This window comes from Anaerobacillus sp. 1_MG-2023 (genome assembly GCF_030547345.1).
In the GTDB taxonomy this organism is placed as follows: Bacteria; Bacillota; Bacilli; order Bacillales; family Guptibacillaceae; genus Guptibacillus; species Guptibacillus hwajinpoensis_B.
On record NZ_JAUORD010000008.1, the window covers coordinates 1 to 16455 of the forward strand.

General features: G+C 42.8%; 18 protein-coding genes, 1 rRNA gene, 1 pseudogene and 1 riboswitch. Of the genes and pseudogenes, 19 read left to right on the forward strand and 1 reads right to left on the reverse strand.

Annotation, left to right across the window (positions count from 1 at the left end; translation table 11 throughout):
• From rrf to Q4550_RS14025, 9 genes are all read left to right on the forward strand, one after another.
• Window positions 1-75 (forward strand): 5S ribosomal RNA (gene rrf / locus Q4550_RS25175); the annotation flags it as partial.
• An 840-nt stretch (window positions 76-915) separates the two neighbouring features.
• Window positions 916-1218, forward strand: a complete 303-nt coding sequence (locus Q4550_RS13990; RefSeq protein WP_303533629.1) for an urease subunit gamma — start codon at window positions 916-918, stop codon at window positions 1216-1218.
• A gap of 15 nt (window positions 1219-1233) precedes the next feature.
• Entirely contained in the window at window positions 1234-1557 is a 324-nt protein-coding gene (locus tag Q4550_RS13995; RefSeq protein ID WP_303533631.1) for an urease subunit beta, read from the forward strand.
• Entirely contained in the window at window positions 1554-3260 is a 1707-nt protein-coding gene (ureC, locus tag Q4550_RS14000; RefSeq protein WP_303533633.1) for an urease subunit alpha, read from the forward strand. Before Q4550_RS13995 ends, ureC begins: the two co-directional genes overlap by 4 nt.
• Window positions 3261-3272: 12 nt before the next feature.
• The gene (locus Q4550_RS14005; protein ID WP_303533635.1) at window positions 3273-3713 is read left to right on the forward strand and encodes an urease accessory protein UreE; all 441 of its coding nucleotides are present in this window, start codon (window positions 3273-3275) and stop codon (window positions 3711-3713) included.
• Window positions 3706-4392: an urease accessory protein UreF gene (locus tag Q4550_RS14010; RefSeq protein WP_303534001.1), complete on the forward strand. Its 687-nt coding sequence runs from the start codon at window positions 3706-3708 to the stop codon at window positions 4390-4392. The genes Q4550_RS14005 and Q4550_RS14010 overlap by 8 nt, the downstream gene beginning before the upstream one ends.
• A gap of 21 nt (window positions 4393-4413) precedes the next feature.
• The gene (gene ureG, locus Q4550_RS14015; RefSeq protein WP_303533638.1) at window positions 4414-5031 is read left to right on the forward strand and encodes an urease accessory protein UreG; all 618 of its coding nucleotides are present in this window, start codon (window positions 4414-4416) and stop codon (window positions 5029-5031) included.
• The gene (locus Q4550_RS14020; RefSeq protein WP_303533640.1) at window positions 5028-5837 is read left to right on the forward strand and encodes an urease accessory protein UreD; all 810 of its coding nucleotides are present in this window, start codon (window positions 5028-5030) and stop codon (window positions 5835-5837) included. Before ureG ends, Q4550_RS14020 begins: the two co-directional genes overlap by 4 nt.
• An 18-nt stretch (window positions 5838-5855) precedes the next feature.
• Entirely contained in the window at window positions 5856-6488 is a 633-nt protein-coding gene (locus Q4550_RS14025) for a HoxN/HupN/NixA family nickel/cobalt transporter (RefSeq protein WP_303533642.1), read from the forward strand.
• A 54-nt stretch (window positions 6489-6542) separates the two neighbouring features.
• On the opposite strand, the gene Q4550_RS14030 is transcribed toward Q4550_RS14025, so the two are convergent.
• Window positions 6543-6986, reverse strand: a complete 444-nt coding sequence (locus tag Q4550_RS14030; RefSeq protein ID WP_194222445.1) for an Hsp20/alpha crystallin family protein — start codon at window positions 6984-6986, stop codon at window positions 6543-6545.
• Window positions 6987-7221: 235 nt separating this feature from the next.
• Between Q4550_RS14030 and Q4550_RS14035 the strand changes: the two genes are divergently transcribed.
• The 10 genes and pseudogenes from Q4550_RS14035 to purF all read left to right on the forward strand — a co-directional run bounded on the left by Q4550_RS14035 (window position 7222) and on the right by purF (window position 16445).
• Entirely contained in the window at window positions 7222-7749 is a 528-nt protein-coding gene (locus Q4550_RS14035) for a DUF2179 domain-containing protein (protein WP_194222444.1), read from the forward strand.
• A 3-nt stretch (window positions 7750-7752) separates the two neighbouring features.
• On the forward strand, window positions 7753-7947 hold the full coding sequence (locus Q4550_RS14040; protein ID WP_303533645.1) for an NETI motif-containing protein: 195 nt from the start codon (window positions 7753-7755) through the stop codon (window positions 7945-7947).
• A 78-nt stretch (window positions 7948-8025) separates the two neighbouring features.
• Window positions 8026-8127, forward strand: a riboswitch (purine riboswitch).
• A gap of 140 nt (window positions 8128-8267) precedes the next feature.
• Complete coding sequence (gene purE / locus Q4550_RS14045) at window positions 8268-8753, forward strand: 5-(carboxyamino)imidazole ribonucleotide mutase (protein WP_303533648.1); 486 nt, start codon at window positions 8268-8270, stop codon at window positions 8751-8753.
• Window positions 8750-9862 (forward strand): 5-(carboxyamino)imidazole ribonucleotide synthase, encoded by a 1113-nt coding sequence (gene purK, locus Q4550_RS14050; RefSeq protein WP_303533650.1) that lies wholly within the window; start codon window positions 8750-8752, stop codon window positions 9860-9862. Before purE ends, purK begins: the two co-directional genes overlap by 4 nt.
• Before the next feature lie 25 nt (window positions 9863-9887).
• Window positions 9888-11180 carry an adenylosuccinate lyase gene (gene purB, locus Q4550_RS14055; RefSeq protein WP_303533653.1) on the forward strand — a complete coding sequence of 431 codons (1293 nt, stop codon included), beginning with the start codon at window positions 9888-9890 and terminating at the stop codon, window positions 11178-11180.
• A gap of 22 nt (window positions 11181-11202) precedes the next feature.
• Window positions 11203-11907: pseudogene (gene purC / locus Q4550_RS14060) on the forward strand (phosphoribosylaminoimidazolesuccinocarboxamide synthase); the annotation flags it as partial.
• 9 nt (window positions 11908-11916) lie between these two features.
• Window positions 11917-12168 carry a phosphoribosylformylglycinamidine synthase subunit PurS gene (purS, locus tag Q4550_RS14065; RefSeq protein ID WP_098446125.1) on the forward strand — a complete coding sequence of 84 codons (252 nt, stop codon included), beginning with the start codon at window positions 11917-11919 and terminating at the stop codon, window positions 12166-12168.
• Window positions 12165-12848, forward strand: coding sequence for a phosphoribosylformylglycinamidine synthase subunit PurQ (gene purQ, locus Q4550_RS14070; protein WP_303533656.1), 684 nt, complete (start codon window positions 12165-12167; stop codon window positions 12846-12848). The genes purS and purQ overlap by 4 nt, the downstream gene beginning before the upstream one ends.
• Window positions 12832-15057, forward strand: a complete 2226-nt coding sequence (gene purL / locus Q4550_RS14075; RefSeq protein WP_303533658.1) for a phosphoribosylformylglycinamidine synthase subunit PurL — start codon at window positions 12832-12834, stop codon at window positions 15055-15057. The genes purQ and purL overlap by 17 nt, the downstream gene beginning before the upstream one ends.
• On the forward strand, window positions 15033-16445 hold the full coding sequence (gene purF / locus Q4550_RS14080) for an amidophosphoribosyltransferase (protein ID WP_303533661.1): 1413 nt from the start codon (window positions 15033-15035) through the stop codon (window positions 16443-16445). The genes purL and purF overlap by 25 nt, the downstream gene beginning before the upstream one ends.
• Window positions 16446-16455 lie beyond the last annotated feature (10 nt).

The following is a 16455-nucleotide window of genomic DNA, read 5'->3' on the forward strand; positions in this document are numbered from 1 at the left end:
AACACGGAAGTTAAGCTCTTCAGCGCCGATGGTAGTTGGGGGATCTCCCCCTGCAAGAGTAGGACGTCGCTGGGCAACTAAGAAAAGCGAGAGACCAAATGGTTTCTCGCTTTTTTGTATTCAAAAAATGTTGAAAGCTCGTAAGAGAAAAAGCTGCTGGAAAGACAATCAAAAACTTCTTCGAAAGCTTCGTAGGGGTGGGAGAAGCAAGAAATTCGAGGAAGCAAGTGATGTCAGACCGGAGTGGATATTCGTGAGATCCATGAGGATCTGGCATCGCGCAGCTGACGAAGAAGTTCGCCGCTTATCGCGCCCCGTATGAGAACACGGAAGTTAAGCTCGAGCGCCGATGGTAGTTGGGGGATCTCCCCCTGCAAGAGTAGGACGTCGCTGGGCAATGAAGAGAAGCGAGAGACCAAATGGTTTCTCGCTTTTTTATATGTTTTTTCACGTTCGCGGAATAAATCTCAAATTCGTGGGATTATCATGGAAAAGCACGGAATTATATAAAATATCTCGGAATCACCTTTCATTTCTAAGTTATTCACCTGATTCATTCACCATCCTCGTATTAAAAGTCCTGCATCTCAAAAAACTACATTAAAACTTGGAAATCTAACGAGTAATATTTCATAAGTAGGATGATGGGAGAAGCGAATTGCTTCTTTTTTTTATGTTGATCTTGCTGATTGTCAGTTAATCTAACATATTATTTTCAAATGATTTCATCTAGGAAATAGAAATTGTATACGCAGTCAAAACCTTATATGTTAAGGATTTTAGGTAGAAGAGAAGGCATAACTTAAAATAAGATTTTAACACAAAACATCCAAAACATATTTTTTAACTTACTATTTTATGTATAATATGAATTATCTTAATTTTCGGTTTCTATGTGCGGGAGGAGAAATTTCTTTGAAGCTAATGGCGAGAGAACAAGAAAAATTGATGATCGTTGTGGCGGCAGATTTGGCGAGAAGAAGACAGGAGCGAGGGTTAAAGCTCAATTACCCGGAAGCTATTGCGATTATTACATATGAAGTACTTGAAGGGGCGAGAGATGGGAAGAGCGTTGCAGAATTGATGCAGTATGGAAGAACGATTTTAGCAAGAGAAGATGTAATGGAAGGTATCCCAGAAATGGTCACAGATATTCAGGTAGAAGCTACTTTTCAAGATGGAACAAAATTAGTAACCGTTCACGATCCAATTATATGAAAGGGGTTCTGAGCATTGATTCCAGGTGAATATAAGTTAAGATCTTCTTCTGTTACATGTAATGTTGGGAAAGAATCCATTGAAATTGAGGTAACCAATATTGGCGATCGGCCAGTGCAAATTGGATCTCATTTTCATTTCTATGAGGTAAATGATGCTTTAAAGTTTGAACGTGACCTTGCTTTTGGGATGCATTTAAATATTGCTGCAGGTACTGCTGTCCGCTTTGAACCTGGGGATGCTAAAGAAGTCACGCTAGTCGCGTTTTCAGGTGATCGAAAGGTGTTTGGACTTAATAATAAAACAAACGGTTCGTTAGATAGAGAGGTAGATCAATGAGTTTTGAACTTTCAAGAAAAGCGTATTCTGATATGTTTGGTCCGACGGTTGGGGATCAAGTTCGGTTAGCAGATACAGAATTGTTTGTTGAAGTAGAACGAGATGAAACTTCTTATGGTGATGAAGTGAAATTTGGTGGCGGCAAGGTGATTCGCGATGGAATGGGTCAACATCCACTTGCTACGAGAGGCGAATCTGTAGATCTTGTTGTAACGAATGCGTTGATCATTGATTATACGGGGATCTATAAAGCGGATATCGGTGTGAAGGATGGTCATATTGCTTCAATTGGAAAGGCAGGTAACCCTTATTTGATGGACAGCATTGATATAGTGATTGGTGCTTCTACAGAGGTTATTGCGGCAGAAGGAATGATTGTAACAGCAGGTGGAATTGATTCTCATATACATTTTATATGTCCACAATTAATCGAAACCGCGATCGAGTCTGGAATTACAACGATGCTTGGAGGAGGGACAGGTCCAGCGACTGGGACAAATGCAACAACTTGTACTCCAGGGGAATGGAACATTCACCGTATGCTTGAGTCAGCAGAAGCTTTCCCTGTTAATCTTGGGTTTTTGGGCAAAGGAAATGCTTCAGGTGAAGAAGCTTTACGCGAACAAATAGAAGCGGGTGCGATAGGCTTGAAGCTTCATGAGGACTGGGGAACGACGGCAGCTTCCATTGACACGGCATTAACCGTGGCGGATGAATATGATGTTCAGGTCGCGATTCATACCGATACATTAAATGAGGGCGGTTTTGTAGAAGATACGTTGAACGCGATTGATGGGCGCGTCATTCATACATACCATACAGAAGGCGCAGGTGGGGGACATGCCCCAGATATTATTAAAGCCGCTTCTTATGAGCATATCCTTCCATCCTCGACGAATCCTACTAGACCATTTACAACAAACACAATTGCGGAGCATCTTGATATGCTGATGGTTTGCCATCATCTTGATTCTTCCGTACCGGAGGATGTGGCATTCGCTGACTCAAGGATTCGAAAAGAAACCATTGCTGCAGAAGATATTTTGCATGACATGGGTGTCTTCAGCATTATTAGTTCAGATTCACAGGCAATGGGACGAGTTGGAGAAGTGATTTCAAGAACGTGGCAAACGGCGGATAAAATGAAAAAGCAACGTGGGGCATTACCAAAGGGTTCAGAAAACGATAATGAGCGGGTGAAACGTTATATTTCGAAATACACGATAAATCCGGCCATTGCCCATGGTATATCAGACGAGGTGGGGTCCATAGAAGTAGGGAAACTAGCGGACTTTGTTCTATGGAAACCTGGTTTTTTCGGAGTAAAGCCCGAACAGGTCGTTAAAGGGGGGATGATTGCTTGGAGTGTAATGGGGGATCCGAATGCATCCATTCCTACTCCTCAACCAGCTCTCTATAGGCCGATGTTTGGCCAATACGGGAAAGCGAAATTCAGAACCTCCATTACCTTTTTATCACAATCGGCTATTGAAAAGGGTGTTCATAACCAGCTTTCGCTGCAGAAAATCATTCGTCCTGTTCAGAATATTCGTAAGCTAAAAAAGAAAGACATGAAGTACAACGGTGAGACTCCTGATATTCAGGTGGATCCGCAAACGTATGAAGTCTTGGTGGATGGTGAGCTAGTTACGTGCGAACCGGCAACGAGCGTACCGCTTGCACAAAGATACTTTCTATTTTGAGGTGGTAAACAGATGATCATTAGTGAGATAAAAGGAAACATTCGTGACGAAAAGGATACGCTACCGCATGTAGAAAGAGTTTATCTTCGAAGTGATGAACTTGTGAAACGAATTCAGCGAGTAAAGACCGATCACGGAAAAGAGCTTGGGATTAAACTTTCTAAGCCAAAAGATTTAGTCGATGGTGATATTCTGTATCGTGCGGATGACAATATGATTATTGTCAGTGTGATGGAAGATGAAGTGATCGTTATTTATCCTAATTCTTTGAAACAAATGGGAGAAGTCGCTCATATGCTAGGCAATCGCCATTTGCCAGCACAATTTGAAGGAGATGAGATGATTGTGCAGCATGATTATCTAGTTATTCAGTTGCTAACAGAATTAAATATCTCTCATGTGATTGAAAAACGAAAAATGAAAGTAGCTTTTAAATACATTGGGCATGACTAATGCACTCTTTCCGATCCTTCAATTAAGTGATTCTCAGTTTCCGTCGGGGGCCTTTTCGCATTCGTTTGGAATTGAAACATATATTGCAAATGGCACCATTCATGACTCTTCTACATTTCAACAAGTTCTTGAGCTTTTTTTAATGAACCAGCTAGTTTATACGGATGGACTTGCCTGTCGATTAGCGTATGAAGCCTTAGAAGTGGATGACACGGATCGTCTATGGGAGCTGGATCAATCACTGTATGCGTTGGGGATGGCTAGGGAGACCCGAGAAGGGAACAGAAGAATTGGTAATCGCTTAGTTAAGGTAGTTTCCGCCCTTTATCCGAACGCGATATTTAATCAGTATATGGATGCAATGAAGGAGAAAAAGGTGTACGGCCATGGGGCACTGGTATTTGCGATTGTATGTTATCACCTTGGTATTGATGTTGAAAGTGCGGTTTCATGCTACGGATTTGCAACTGCTTCGTCACTCGTTCAAAACGCCGTTCGAGGCGTCCCGCTTGGTCAAACAGAAGGACAGCAAATTCTTGTTTCGATTCAGCCACTTTTAACAGATTGTGTGAAGCAGATCATGTCTCTTGAAGACAGTGACTTTGGGATAGGCGCTCCTGGCCTTGAAATTGCACAAATGAAGCATGAGGCGATCAATGTTCGTCTATTTATGAGTTAATGAAGAAAGGATGATTGAAAAATGAGTGAGCCTATACGAATAGGAATTGGCGGACCAGTTGGCGCTGGCAAAACACTATTAGTGGATCGCTTAACAAGAGCGATGAATAACGAATTTAGTATGGCTGTCATCACAAATGATATTTATACGAAAGAAGATGCGATGTTTTTGAATAAGAACGGGATTTTGCCTTCGGACCGCATCATCGGCGTAGAAACAGGAGGATGTCCGCATACGGCGATTCGAGAAGATGCATCGATGAACTTTGCTGCTATTGATGAATTGAATGAACGTCATGAAGATCTTGATCTCATTTTTGTTGAAAGTGGTGGCGATAATCTAGCTGCAACTTTCAGTCCTGAGCTTGTTGATTTTTCGATTTATATTATAGATGTGGCGCAGGGAGAGAAAATCCCCCGTAAAGGCGGTCAGGGGATGATTAAGTCGGATTTGTTTATTATTAATAAAACGGATCTTGCTCCATATGTTGGCGCCAATCTTGATATCATGCGAGAGGATACGTTGAAATCAAGAGGAGATCGTCCATTTTTCTTTACTAACTTAAAGAATGAAACTGGCGTTAGTGATGTTGTACAGTGGATTAAGGAACAGGCGTTTTTTGTAGGACTTGAGCAGTGACCTACACAGGTTATCTCAAGATAGAAGCAACTGATCGATACGGGAAATCCGTGCTTTCGGATGCTTACTATAACGGTGTTTTTAAGATTTCACGCCCTACTTACAATGAGGATGGACTTCCTCTGTTGCAAATGATTCATGTAGGTGGAGGATATGTAGACGGTGATACGTATTATACGGAGATTCTTGTGAAGGAGAAGGCTCGGTTAGCTGTTACAACCCAGGCTTCCACTAAGGTTTACAAAACACCAAATAAGCAAGTTATACAAAAAGCGTTCTATAAATTAGAAGAGCATAGTGAATTACATATGAAGCTGGATCCGCTCATTGCTTATCGGGATGCTCGCTTTACGCAAGAAACAGAAGTTCACATGGATGAAAGTGCTGTTTTCTTTTTGACAGACATTGTAACGCCGGGATGGTCAAAGGATGGCGTCCTCTTTCCTTATGAGTGTATAACCTCTAAGGTGAAAATCTATCAGAATAAGAACCTCAAAGTATATGATCATTTGCGGTTGAAGCCTGAAGAAGATATGAAGAGGTTGCTTCAGTTAGAGGGGAACACACATATCGGTTCATTGTACTTTATTCATTCGAACGTAACAGAGGAGTGGATAGAGAAGTTAAGAGAGTACCTTGCTTCGTTCGGTGATACTCAATACGGAATATCGTTGTTGCAGGTTCCGGGGTGCTGTTTCCGAATTCTTGCGAAGCGAACGGCACATATTGAGAAGGTTTTTGCTGCTATCGAAAGGTTTATTCATAACACCATTTACAATAGGAATGCGATTTCCTGGCGGAAGTAGTGTATATAGGAGGAAAAAATGGACGCTAGTTTATTATCAATTTTAGTGATTGGATTTCTACTTGGAATCAAACATGCTATTGAACCAGATCATGTAATAGCCGTATCGACCATTGCGAGTAAAACACGTAGTTTGTGGAAATCTTCATTAGCTGGAGTGTATTGGGGGATTGGGCATACCACCACGCTTTTCCTAGTAGGAATGCTTCTATTTCTCTTCAATACGACGATAACAGATACATGGGCGATGTCGCTTGAGATGATTGTTGGATTTATGCTCGTATTTCTAGGGATAAAAACCTTACGTACAAAAACGGCAAATACAGGATTGAAAGGAAACCAAACATACGTACAGTCTGGAGTGATCGGGTTTATCCATGGATTAGCTGGAAGTGCCGCGATGGTTTTGTTGACGATGAGTACGGTTGAAACGATGTTTCAAGGAGCTATCTATATACTAGTGTTCGGTGTAGGGACATGTGTTGGTATGCTCGGGTTTACAACCATTCTTGGACTTCCGTTCGTCGCAACGAGGAAGCAGTTAAAGCTCAACCATCGATTAACTCAAGTGACTGGGATTCTCTCGGTCGGGTTTGGATTCTATTATATTTATCGTATTGGTATAACTGATGGATTATTTAGCTTTTTATAAAGTGATTCATAATAAACAGAGACGATCGATATCGCTTATCGATCGCCTCTGTTTTTAGGTTTCATCTGATTCTACGTCTTTAATCTTTAATCGTTTTTTCTCTTCCTTCGATTCAATAAGTCGGTGAAGATGAATTAAGAGTATGCCCCTACTGTAACTCGCATCAATCGGTTTTTCGCGAACGGGGAATGGTAACTCAACGATGCGTTCGAAGGGACCGTGCTTATATTCTTCCTGAACATTACGATAGCCTTTAAGGTTCATCGCTGTTTGGCCTTTTACTTTAAGTGTCCGATAATGGATATACACGTCAACATCATCGATTTTCTTAATTCCAGGAAGATAAACTGTGCAGATGAGTTCGTTTCCGGCTTCATAGAGATTAACGAGAGGTCCATTTGATACGAACATATCCTGAAAATCCGTCCAAAAATCATCTCCCATAAATTTATTCATTTTATTGCGCCAGTCATACATTTGTCCCCAATGGTCTCCCATGAGGTCACCTCCTGGGCTTTTTGCCAGTATATGCACCGAAAAGTGGAATGTTAAAAGAACGTCACGCTGGTATAAAACCTTTTAAGGAGTGGATGGGAAAGAAATAGGGGAAGTTTGGAAAAAATAGTCGAAAATTATTAGTCAAATTCGATAAATATCGCATGCGGTTTCAGGTTTCCTCGTGTTATGCTAGGGAAAGTTCGAGTTTGAACGATAAGGGAAAAGGAGGATGGACATGCTGGATACAGGTCTTGGCATGGTATTGACCATTTTTGTTATCAATATCTTTTATGTATCGTTTCTCACGATGCGTACGATACTTACACTTAAAGGTCAGCGATACCTTGCAGCTGTTACAGGAACAATTGAGATAGCGATATATGTTGTAGGGCTTGGTCTCGTCCTCGATAATCTAGGGCAAATTCAAAACGTTATTGCATACGCCCTTGGTTTTGGTGTAGGAATTATCGTTGGCATGAAGATTGAAGAATACCTTGCGCTTGGTTATATTACAGTGAATGCCATTACAACAAAGCTTGAAGATGATATTCCCAATAAATTAAGAGATGTCGGTTACGGTGTTACACATTATCTTGCGCACGGGCGTCAGGGAGAACGTCTTGTCATGCAAGTTCTAACATCGCGTAAATCGGAGCGTAAGCTTTATCAGGCTATTGAGGAACTTGATCCTAAAGCCTTCGTTATCTCTTATGAGCCCCGTACCTTCCAGGGTGGATTCTGGGTTAGAAAAATTCGGAGGTAATGTATGGAAAAGAAAGCGAAGAAAAAGAAGTTTGAAGTTAAAGAAAATGAATCACTTTCTGACTGCTTAAAACGAATGGACGACGAAGGGTACATGCCCGTTAGACGCCGGGAAGAACCAGTCTTTAAAGAAGGCAAGGGTTCTAAAGAACCTGAGCTATGCGGTCAGAAAATTGTTTTTGAAGGAAAGTTAAAGTAAAAACCGAACATTAGACTAAATACAAAACACATCGTTCGATTTTCGTTGACAGTTGAACGTCGCTCTTGTTACTATGTAAGAGGAGCAAAAAGGATACCTCATATAATCTTGGGAATATGGCCCATAAGTTTCTACCTGACGACCATGAATCGTCGGACTATGAGGGGGAAAGTCGTGTTTTGCATTCGCAGAACAGGATGGATGTGTTTTCGCCCGAGGTAGAAGCTTCTTCTAAATAAATAGAAGAATTCTATCTCGGGCTTTTCTGTTATTTTCACACTATTTTGATTAATTAGCACCTTCATTTAAGGAGGAATAGCATGAACACAAAAGTTGGCGTCATCATGGGAAGCACTTCAGATTGGGATACGATGAAGCATGCCTGTGACATACTAGAAGAGCTTCAAGTGCCATTTGAGAAAAAAGTTGTTTCGGCCCATAGAACGCCGGAATTGATGTTTGAATATGCAGAATCAGCAAGAGAACGCGGTTTGAACGTCATTATTGCGGGAGCAGGTGGTGCCGCTCATTTACCAGGGATGGTCGCTGCTAAAACGACACTGCCAGTCATCGGCGTACCCATACAATCGCGGACGTTAAATGGATTAGATTCGCTTCTATCAATCGTGCAAATGCCAGGTGGCGTGCCTGTTGCGACAGTTGCGATTGGAAAAGCGGGAGCGAAAAATGCAGGACTACTAGCTGCGCAAATACTAAGTACGGGTGATGAAACGATCGAGAAGAAGCTTAGCGACTATCGAAATCAGATGAAAGAAACAGTACTCGAAAGTAGTGACAGCTTATGAGGAAAACCATTTTACCCGGTAGCACAATTGGGATTCTAGGCGGTGGACAATTAGGAAGAATGATGGCGTTAAAGGCAAGAGAGATGGGCTACCAAATCGCCGTTCTCGAACCGAAAAAAGATTCTCCCTGTGGCCAGGTCTCTGATCATGAAGTGGTTAGTGGTTATGATGATTTGGATGGCGCTCGTAAGCTAGCTGATCTAAGTGATGTGATCACTTATGAATTTGAAAACATTACACACGATACTGCAAAGTGGTTGGAAGAAAATGCGTATATGCCTCAGGGTGGAGAATTGCTTCGCGTAACGCAGGATCGCTATGTTGAGAAGACAGCGATTCAGAAGTCGGGACTTCAAGTAGCACCTTTTGAAGCGGTCGATTCTCATCAAGATCTTAAGGATGCGCTCGAGAAGATCGGTTTCCCTTCAGTCCTTAAAACACGTACTGGTGGTTACGATGGAAAAGGCCAGTGGGTTTTAAAAACAGAAAAAGATGTTGAAGCTCTCTCTTTTCCTAATGTACCTTGCATTCTGGAGAGTTGGGTACCGTTTCAAAAAGAATTGTCAGTGATTGTGACACGCAGCGTAACTGGGGAAACAACAACGTTCCCTGTAGGTGAGAACATTCATGTGAACAACATTCTTCATCAAACCATCGTACCAGCTCGAGTAGACGAAGCGGTCATTACGAAAGCGGATGGAATCGGAAAGAAGATTGCAAATACCCTACAGCTTGTCGGTACACTTGCAGTTGAGCTGTTTCTTAAAGATAATGAGATTTATGTAAATGAGCTTGCACCACGACCACATAATTCTGGTCATTATACGATGGAGGCATGTGAGACATCGCAATTTGAGCAGCATATTCGAGCAATATGTGGACTACCACTTGGAAGCACTGAACTTCTAAAGCCGGTTGTCATGGGGAATTTGCTCGGTCAGCACGTCACACCGCTAATGGACAGTATAGAAGAGCTCGGTGATGCAAAGCTTCATTTATATGGGAAAGACGAAGCAAAGCCTAATCGGAAGATGGGACACATTAACTTTCTTGCACCTTCAACAGAAGAAGCAATTAAGCGAATGAACTCATGGAAGTTATGGCAGTAAAGACAAGAGACCAGGAGGACTTACAATGATTGAACGTTATACCCGCCCCGAGATGGGAGCCATTTGGACAGAAGAAAACCGCTATAACGCGTGGCTTGAAGTCGAGATCCTAGCATGCGAAGCGTGGGCAGAACTTGGCATTATCCCAAAAGAAGATGTACAAAAGATCCGTGAAAATGCCGGGTTCAATGTCGATCGCATTCACGAAATTGAAGAGGAAACGCGCCATGATGTTGTGGCATTCACAAGAGCGGTATCTGAAACGCTTGGAGAAGAACGGAAATGGGTTCACTACGGTTTAACATCAACGGATGTCGTTGATACAGCACTGTCTTATCAGTTGAATCAAGCGAACGACCTTCTGATTAAAGACATTGAGAAGTTCATTGAAGTCCTAAAGGCTAAAGCGCAGGAACATAAATACACGGTCATGATGGGAAGAACGCACGGTGTCCACGCAGAACCAACAACATTTGGTCTGAAATTGGCGCTATGGTATGAAGAAATGAAGCGTAACCTTGAACGATTCAAAACAGCTTCAGATAACGTTCGTTTCGGCAAACTATCTGGTGCAGTTGGAACATATGCCAACATCGATCCATTTATCGAGCAGTATGTTTGTGAAAAGCTTGGCTTAGAACCAGCACCGATTTCAACCCAAACGCTTCAGCGCGATCGTCATGCTCATTACATGTCGGCTCTAGCACTTGTGGCAACATCCATTGAAAAGTTTGCTGTTGAAATTCGTGGTCTACAAAAGAGCGAAACTCGTGAAGTAGAGGAGTTTTTCGCAAAAGGACAAAAAGGGTCATCCGCAATGCCGCATAAGCGTAACCCGATTGGTTCTGAAAACATGACTGGCATGGCGCGTGTGATTCGTGGCTATATGACGACAGCTTACGAGAACGTTGCTCTTTGGCACGAACGTGATATTTCTCACTCATCAGCAGAACGCGTTATTCTTCCGGATGCAACGATTGCGCTCAACTATATGCTGAATCGTTTTGCAGGAATTGTTTCGAAACTAACGGTCTTCCCTGAGAACATGAAGCGCAACATGACAAGAACATACGGCTTGATTTACAGCCAGCGCGTTCTTCTTTCTCTTATTGATAAAGGCATGGCACGTGAAGCTGCCTATGATCTTGTTCAACCAAAAGCAATGGATGCTTGGGAAAGAGGCATTCAATTTAGAGAGCTTGTTGAAGCTGACCCTAAGATTACAGATCAGCTGAGTGAAGCAGAAATTGAAGATTGCTTTGACTACAATTACCACCTAAAGCCGGTGGATATGATTTTTGAACGTCTCGGACTTTAATTAAGCATCGGAGGGGATCACCATGGAAAAGCAAACATTGTTGTACGAAGGAAAAGCGAAGAGAATTTATGCAACAGATGAAGCGGAGGTTGTCTGGGTCGAGTATAAAGACTCAGCAACCGCTTATAACGGGGAGAAGAAAGCAACAATTACAGGCAAAGGTCGCCTGAACAATGAAATTACAAGCCTGCTCTTTGATTATTTAAAAAGTGCTGGAATCCAAAGTCATTTTATTGAAAAGCTTTCTTCTACTGAACAGCTTGTGAAACGCGTTTCGATCATTCCACTCGAAGTGGTTGTTCGAAACATCGCAGCTGGGAGCTTTTCCAAACGCACGGGTGTGGAAGAAGGGAAGTTACTAAAACAGCCGATCGTTGAATTTTATTACAAGAATGATGACCTTGGTGATCCTCTTCTTACGCTTGATCATGTGTTAGAACTTGAACTTGCAACAGAAGAAACCGTTCAAGAATTAAAAGAACGCGCGTTAAAGATCAATACGCTATTACGCGAATACTTCCTTGAGCGTGACGTGAAGCTCGTTGATTTTAAATTAGAGTTTGGTGTAACACCGGAAGGCAAGATTATGTTGGCGGATGAAATCTCTCCAGATACTTGCCGCTTATGGGATAGTAAAACGAATGAGAAACTAGATAAAGACGTGTTTCGAAGAGATATTGGAAATTTGACAGAAGCGTACGAACAAATTTTAACTCGCCTGGGGGGGCTCCGAATCATGTACAAAGTAAAAGTCTATGTAACGTTAAAAGAAAGTGTTCTAGATCCACAAGGAAGTGCCGTAAAGAATTCATTGCACAGTCTTTCATATCATGAAGTGGAAGACGTACGGATCGGGAAATACATGGAACTCACAGTGAAAGATACGGAAAACCTGGATCAGCGAATTAAAGAAATTTGCGAAAAGCTTCTTGCGAATACGGTTATTGAAGACTACACCTACGAAATCGAGGAGGGAGTCGCACAGTGAAATTTGCGGTGATTGTGTTCCCGGGTTCTAACTGCGATGTGGATATGTATCACGCCATCAAAGATGAGCTTGGAGAAGAAGCGGTTTATGTCCGGTACGATGAGCAAAATCTAGCAAACTATGATGCGATCCTTCTCCCAGGCGGTTTCTCTTACGGCGATTACCTTCGAAGTGGTGCCATTGCACGCTTTGCACCGATTATGACTGAGGTCGTGAAGGCAGCTGAAGCAGGGAAGCCAATTCTAGGTGTTTGTAATGGATTCCAAATTCTCTTGGAAGCAGGTCTGTTACCAGGAGCGATGAAACGAAATAAGAACTTGAAGTTTATGTGCCGACCGGTTACACTTCGCGTTCAAAACAATGAAACGATGTTCACTTCAACTTATGAAAAAGAAGAAGAAATCACGATTCCAATCGCACATGGTGAAGGTAACTACTATTGCGACGAAACAACACTTACTATGCTGAAGAATGAAAACCGTATTGCCTTCACATACGCGGATAATCCGAACGGATCAGTGGAAGATATAGCTGGAATCGTAAACGAAAAGGGCAATGTCCTCGGGATGATGCCTCACCCTGAACGAGCGGTAGATGAGCTTTTAGGAAGTGCAGATGGATTAAATCTATTTAAATCGATACTACGCAACTGGAGGGAATCCCATGTCACACATGCATGAACCAACACCTGAGATGATTAAAGACCAAAAGCTCTATAGTCAGATGGGTTTAACAGATGACGAGTTCGGTATGGTGGAAGCGATTCTCGGCCGTACACCGAACTATACGGAGACGGGGCTATTTTCTGTTATGTGGTCGGAGCACTGTAGCTACAAGAATTCAAAGCCAGTGTTAAAAAAATTCCCTGTTACGGGTGAGCGCGTTCTTCAAGGTCCTGGTGAAGGAGCTGGAATCGTTGATATAGGTGATGAACAGGCGGTGGTATTTAAGATTGAAAGCCATAACCACCCGTCAGCTATCGAGCCGTATCAAGGTGCTGCAACAGGAGTTGGCGGCATTATCCGTGATGTCTTTTCGATGGGTGCACGTCCTATTGCCCTTCTTAACTCGCTTCGTTTCGGAGAGCTGAGCAATCCAAAAGTGAAGTATCTTTTTGAGGAAGTTGTAGCCGGTATTGCAGGATACGGAAATTGCATTGGTATTCCAACAGTTGGTGGGGAAGTTCAGTTCGATTCTTCTTACGATGGAAATCCTCTTGTAAATGCGATGTGTGTTGGCTTAATTGATCATAAAGACATTCAGAAAGGGATCGCATCAGGAGCTGGGAACACGGTCATGTACGTTGGCGCGAGCACGGGACGTGACGGGATCCAAGGCGCAACCTTCGCATCTGAAGAATTGACAGATGCTTCTGACGAAAAGCGTCCTGCCGTTCAAGTTGGGGATCCATTCATGGAAAAGCTTCTGCTTGAAGCATGCCTTGAACTTGTTCACTGCGAGTCACTTGTCGGTATTCAAGATATGGGAGCAGCTGGACTAACGTCTTCAGCTTCCGAAATGGCGAGTAAGGCAGGCATGGGACTTGAAATGAATCTTGATGAAGTGCCACAGCGTGAAAAAGGAATGACGCCATACGAAATGATGCTTTCTGAATCTCAGGAGCGTATGCTCGTTGTTGTGAAAAAAGGTCATGAAGATGAAATTAAAGCTATAACAGATCGCTGGGGTCTTTTAGCGAAAGAGGTTGGTGTAGTAACGGAAGATAAGCGATTCCGTCTCCTTCATAAAGGAGAAGTCGTTGCGGACGTTCCTGTGGATGCATTAGCAGAGGAAGCACCTGTTTATCACAAACCATCTCGTATCCCAGAATATTATATTGAAAATCAGCAGCTTCATAAGCCAATTCCAAATGTGGAAGACGCGAAGGAAATGCTCTATACCTTGTTAAGTCAGCCGACAATTTCAAGTAAGGAATGGGTTTTTGATCAGTACGACTATATGGTGCGAACAAATACAGTTGTGTCACCTGGGTCAGATGCCGCTGTTGTTCGAGTGCGTGGAACAAACAAAGGGTTAGCGATGACAACGGACTGTAATTCCCGTTATTTATATCTTGATCCTGAAGTAGGCGGTCAAATTGCAGTTGCAGAAGCAGCGCGTAACATTGTCTGCTCGGGTGGCGAGCCACTAGCGATTACAGATTGCTTAAACTTCGGTAACCCTGAGAAGCCAGAGATCTTTTGGCAAATTGAGAAAGCGACAGACGGAATGAGTGAAGCGTGTCGTATGCTGAACTCACCAGTTATTGGTGGGAATGTCTCACTTTATAATGAAACAAACGGCATCGCTGTTTATCCAACACCGGTTGTTGGAATGGTTGGCCTTGTCCACGATCTGGATCATGTGACAACACAAGCCTTTAAAGAAGAAGGAAACTTAATATATATGCTAGGTGAAACGGGAGAAGATTTTGGCGGTAGTGAGCTTCAAAAGTATCTTGATGGTAAGATCTCAGGTCAAGCTCCTACACTTAATCTTGAAATTGAAAAAGAACGTCAAAACCAACTTCTAACAGCGATTCAAGATGGACTTGTTGAATCAGCTCACGACCTCGCAGAAGGTGGCCTTAGTGTTGCACTTGCGGAATCGCTCATTGGAACAGAATTTGGTGCTAATGTACGGATTGACGGAGATACGACAACAGATCTTTTCAGTGAAACACAATCTCGTTTTCTTGTAACCATCAAGGGGGAACATCAGCAGGCATTTGAGCAGCGTACAGGAGCGAAGCTGATCGGTGAAGTAACCGGTACTGGCGTATTAACGATTATGCACGAAGATGAAACGCATATTTTCGATGCTCCGGTTCAAGAGCTTGAAGCAGCCTGGAAAGGAGCTATTCCATGTTTGGTGAAATCAAAGGCTTAAATGAAGAGTGTGGCGTATTTGGTATCTGGGGTCACCCTGATGCTGCTTCGCTAACGTATTACGGACTGCATAGTTTACAGCATCGTGGCCAGGAGGGAGCGGGCATTGTCACAACTGACGGTGATCGCCTCTATCATCATAAAGGACTTGGACTAGTGAATGATGTGTTTGGACCTGGTGATCTTGATCAGCTTAAAGGCAATGGTGCGATTGGTCATGTGAGATATTCGACAGCGGGTGGCGGCGGATATGAGAATGTTCAACCCCTTGTATTTCGCTCGCAGAATGATGGTCTTGCGCTTGCGCATAACGGAAACCTTGTAAATGCGAATGCTCTTAAGCATCAGCTTGAAGGACAGGGAAGCATTTTTCAGACGACTTCAGATACAGAGGTATTGGCTCACCTTATTAAACGAAGCGGCTACTTGAGTCAGCGTGAAAAGGTTAAGAATGCTCTTACAATGGTGAAGGGTGCTTATGCCTTTATTATGATGACAGAGAAAGAAATGATGGTGGCGCTAGATCCACATGGCTTAAGACCACTATCACTTGGTATTTTAGAAGGGGCTTATGTTGTTGCTTCAGAAACGTGTGCGTTTGATTTAATCGGTGCGGAATATATCCGTGACGTGCAGCCAGGTGAGCTTTTGATTATTAGTGAGAACGGACTTGAATCAGAGAGGTTCTCGTCTTCAATCTCACGTGCGATTTGCTCGATGGAATACATTTATTTCTCTAGACCGGATAGTAACATTGAGAATATTAACGTTCACACAGCACGTAAACAGCTTGGTAAGCAACTCGCTAAAGAAGCCCCGATTGAGGCAGATATTGTAACCGGAGTGCCGGACTCAAGTATTTCAGCAGCAATTGGCTATGCTGAAGAATCTGGTATTCCATATGAAATGGGATTAATTAAAAATCGCTATGTTGGCAGAACCTTTATTCAACCTTCTCAAGAGTTGAGAGAACGTGGTGTGAAAATGAAGCTTTCGCCTGTTCGAGGAGTTGTTGAAGGTAAGCGTGTTGTTATTGTCGATGATTCGATTGTACGTGGTACAACTAGCAGACGAATCGTGACGATGCTTCGAGAAGCGGGGGCAAAAGAAGTACACGTTCGAATCAGTGCGCCACCAATTATTAGCCCATGCTACTACGGCATTGATACATCCAATTCGGGTGAATTAATAGCGGCGAAGATGAGTGTAGATGAGATGTGTGAAGAAATTGGAGCCGATTCCCTGACGTTTCTGACAACGGATGGGATGACTACAGCGATTGGAAGAGAAGAAGACGGCTCATCGTGCGGTCAATGCCTTGGCTGTTTTACAGGAAATTATCCGACTGAAATTTATCCTGATACCGTACATCCTTACGAAAAAGTCTAACTGAAGGAGG

Bases quoted from the DNA above. Each gene is read 5' to 3' on its own strand.
- purK (WP_303533650.1), top strand. From the start codon at position 8,750: ATGAGGAAAACCATTTTACCCGGTAGCACAATTGGGATTCTAGGCGGT.
- purF (WP_303533661.1), top strand. From the start codon at position 15,033: ATGTTTGGTGAAATCAAAGGCTTAAATGAAGAGTGTGGCGTATTTGGT.
- purS (WP_098446125.1), top strand. From the start codon at position 11,917: ATGTACAAAGTAAAAGTCTATGTAACGTTAAAAGAAAGTGTTCTAGAT.
- Q4550_RS14005 (WP_303533635.1), top strand. From the start codon at position 3,273: ATGATCATTAGTGAGATAAAAGGAAACATTCGTGACGAAAAGGATACG.
- purL (WP_303533658.1), top strand. From the start codon at position 12,832: ATGTCACACATGCATGAACCAACACCTGAGATGATTAAAGACCAAAAG.
- Q4550_RS14010 (WP_303534001.1), top strand. From the start codon at position 3,706: ATGACTAATGCACTCTTTCCGATCCTTCAATTAAGTGATTCTCAGTTT.
- Q4550_RS14025 (WP_303533642.1), top strand. From the start codon at position 5,856: ATGGACGCTAGTTTATTATCAATTTTAGTGATTGGATTTCTACTTGGA.
- ureC (WP_303533633.1), top strand. From the start codon at position 1,554: ATGAGTTTTGAACTTTCAAGAAAAGCGTATTCTGATATGTTTGGTCCG.
- Q4550_RS14035 (WP_194222444.1), top strand. From the start codon at position 7,222: ATGCTGGATACAGGTCTTGGCATGGTATTGACCATTTTTGTTATCAAT.
- purE (WP_303533648.1), top strand. From the start codon at position 8,268: ATGAACACAAAAGTTGGCGTCATCATGGGAAGCACTTCAGATTGGGAT.
- Q4550_RS14040 (WP_303533645.1), top strand. From the start codon at position 7,753: ATGGAAAAGAAAGCGAAGAAAAAGAAGTTTGAAGTTAAAGAAAATGAA.
- ureG (WP_303533638.1), top strand. From the start codon at position 4,414: ATGAGTGAGCCTATACGAATAGGAATTGGCGGACCAGTTGGCGCTGGC.
- Q4550_RS14030 (WP_194222445.1), bottom strand. From the start codon at position 6,986: ATGGGAGACCATTGGGGACAAATGTATGACTGGCGCAATAAAATGAAT.
- purB (WP_303533653.1), top strand. From the start codon at position 9,888: ATGATTGAACGTTATACCCGCCCCGAGATGGGAGCCATTTGGACAGAA.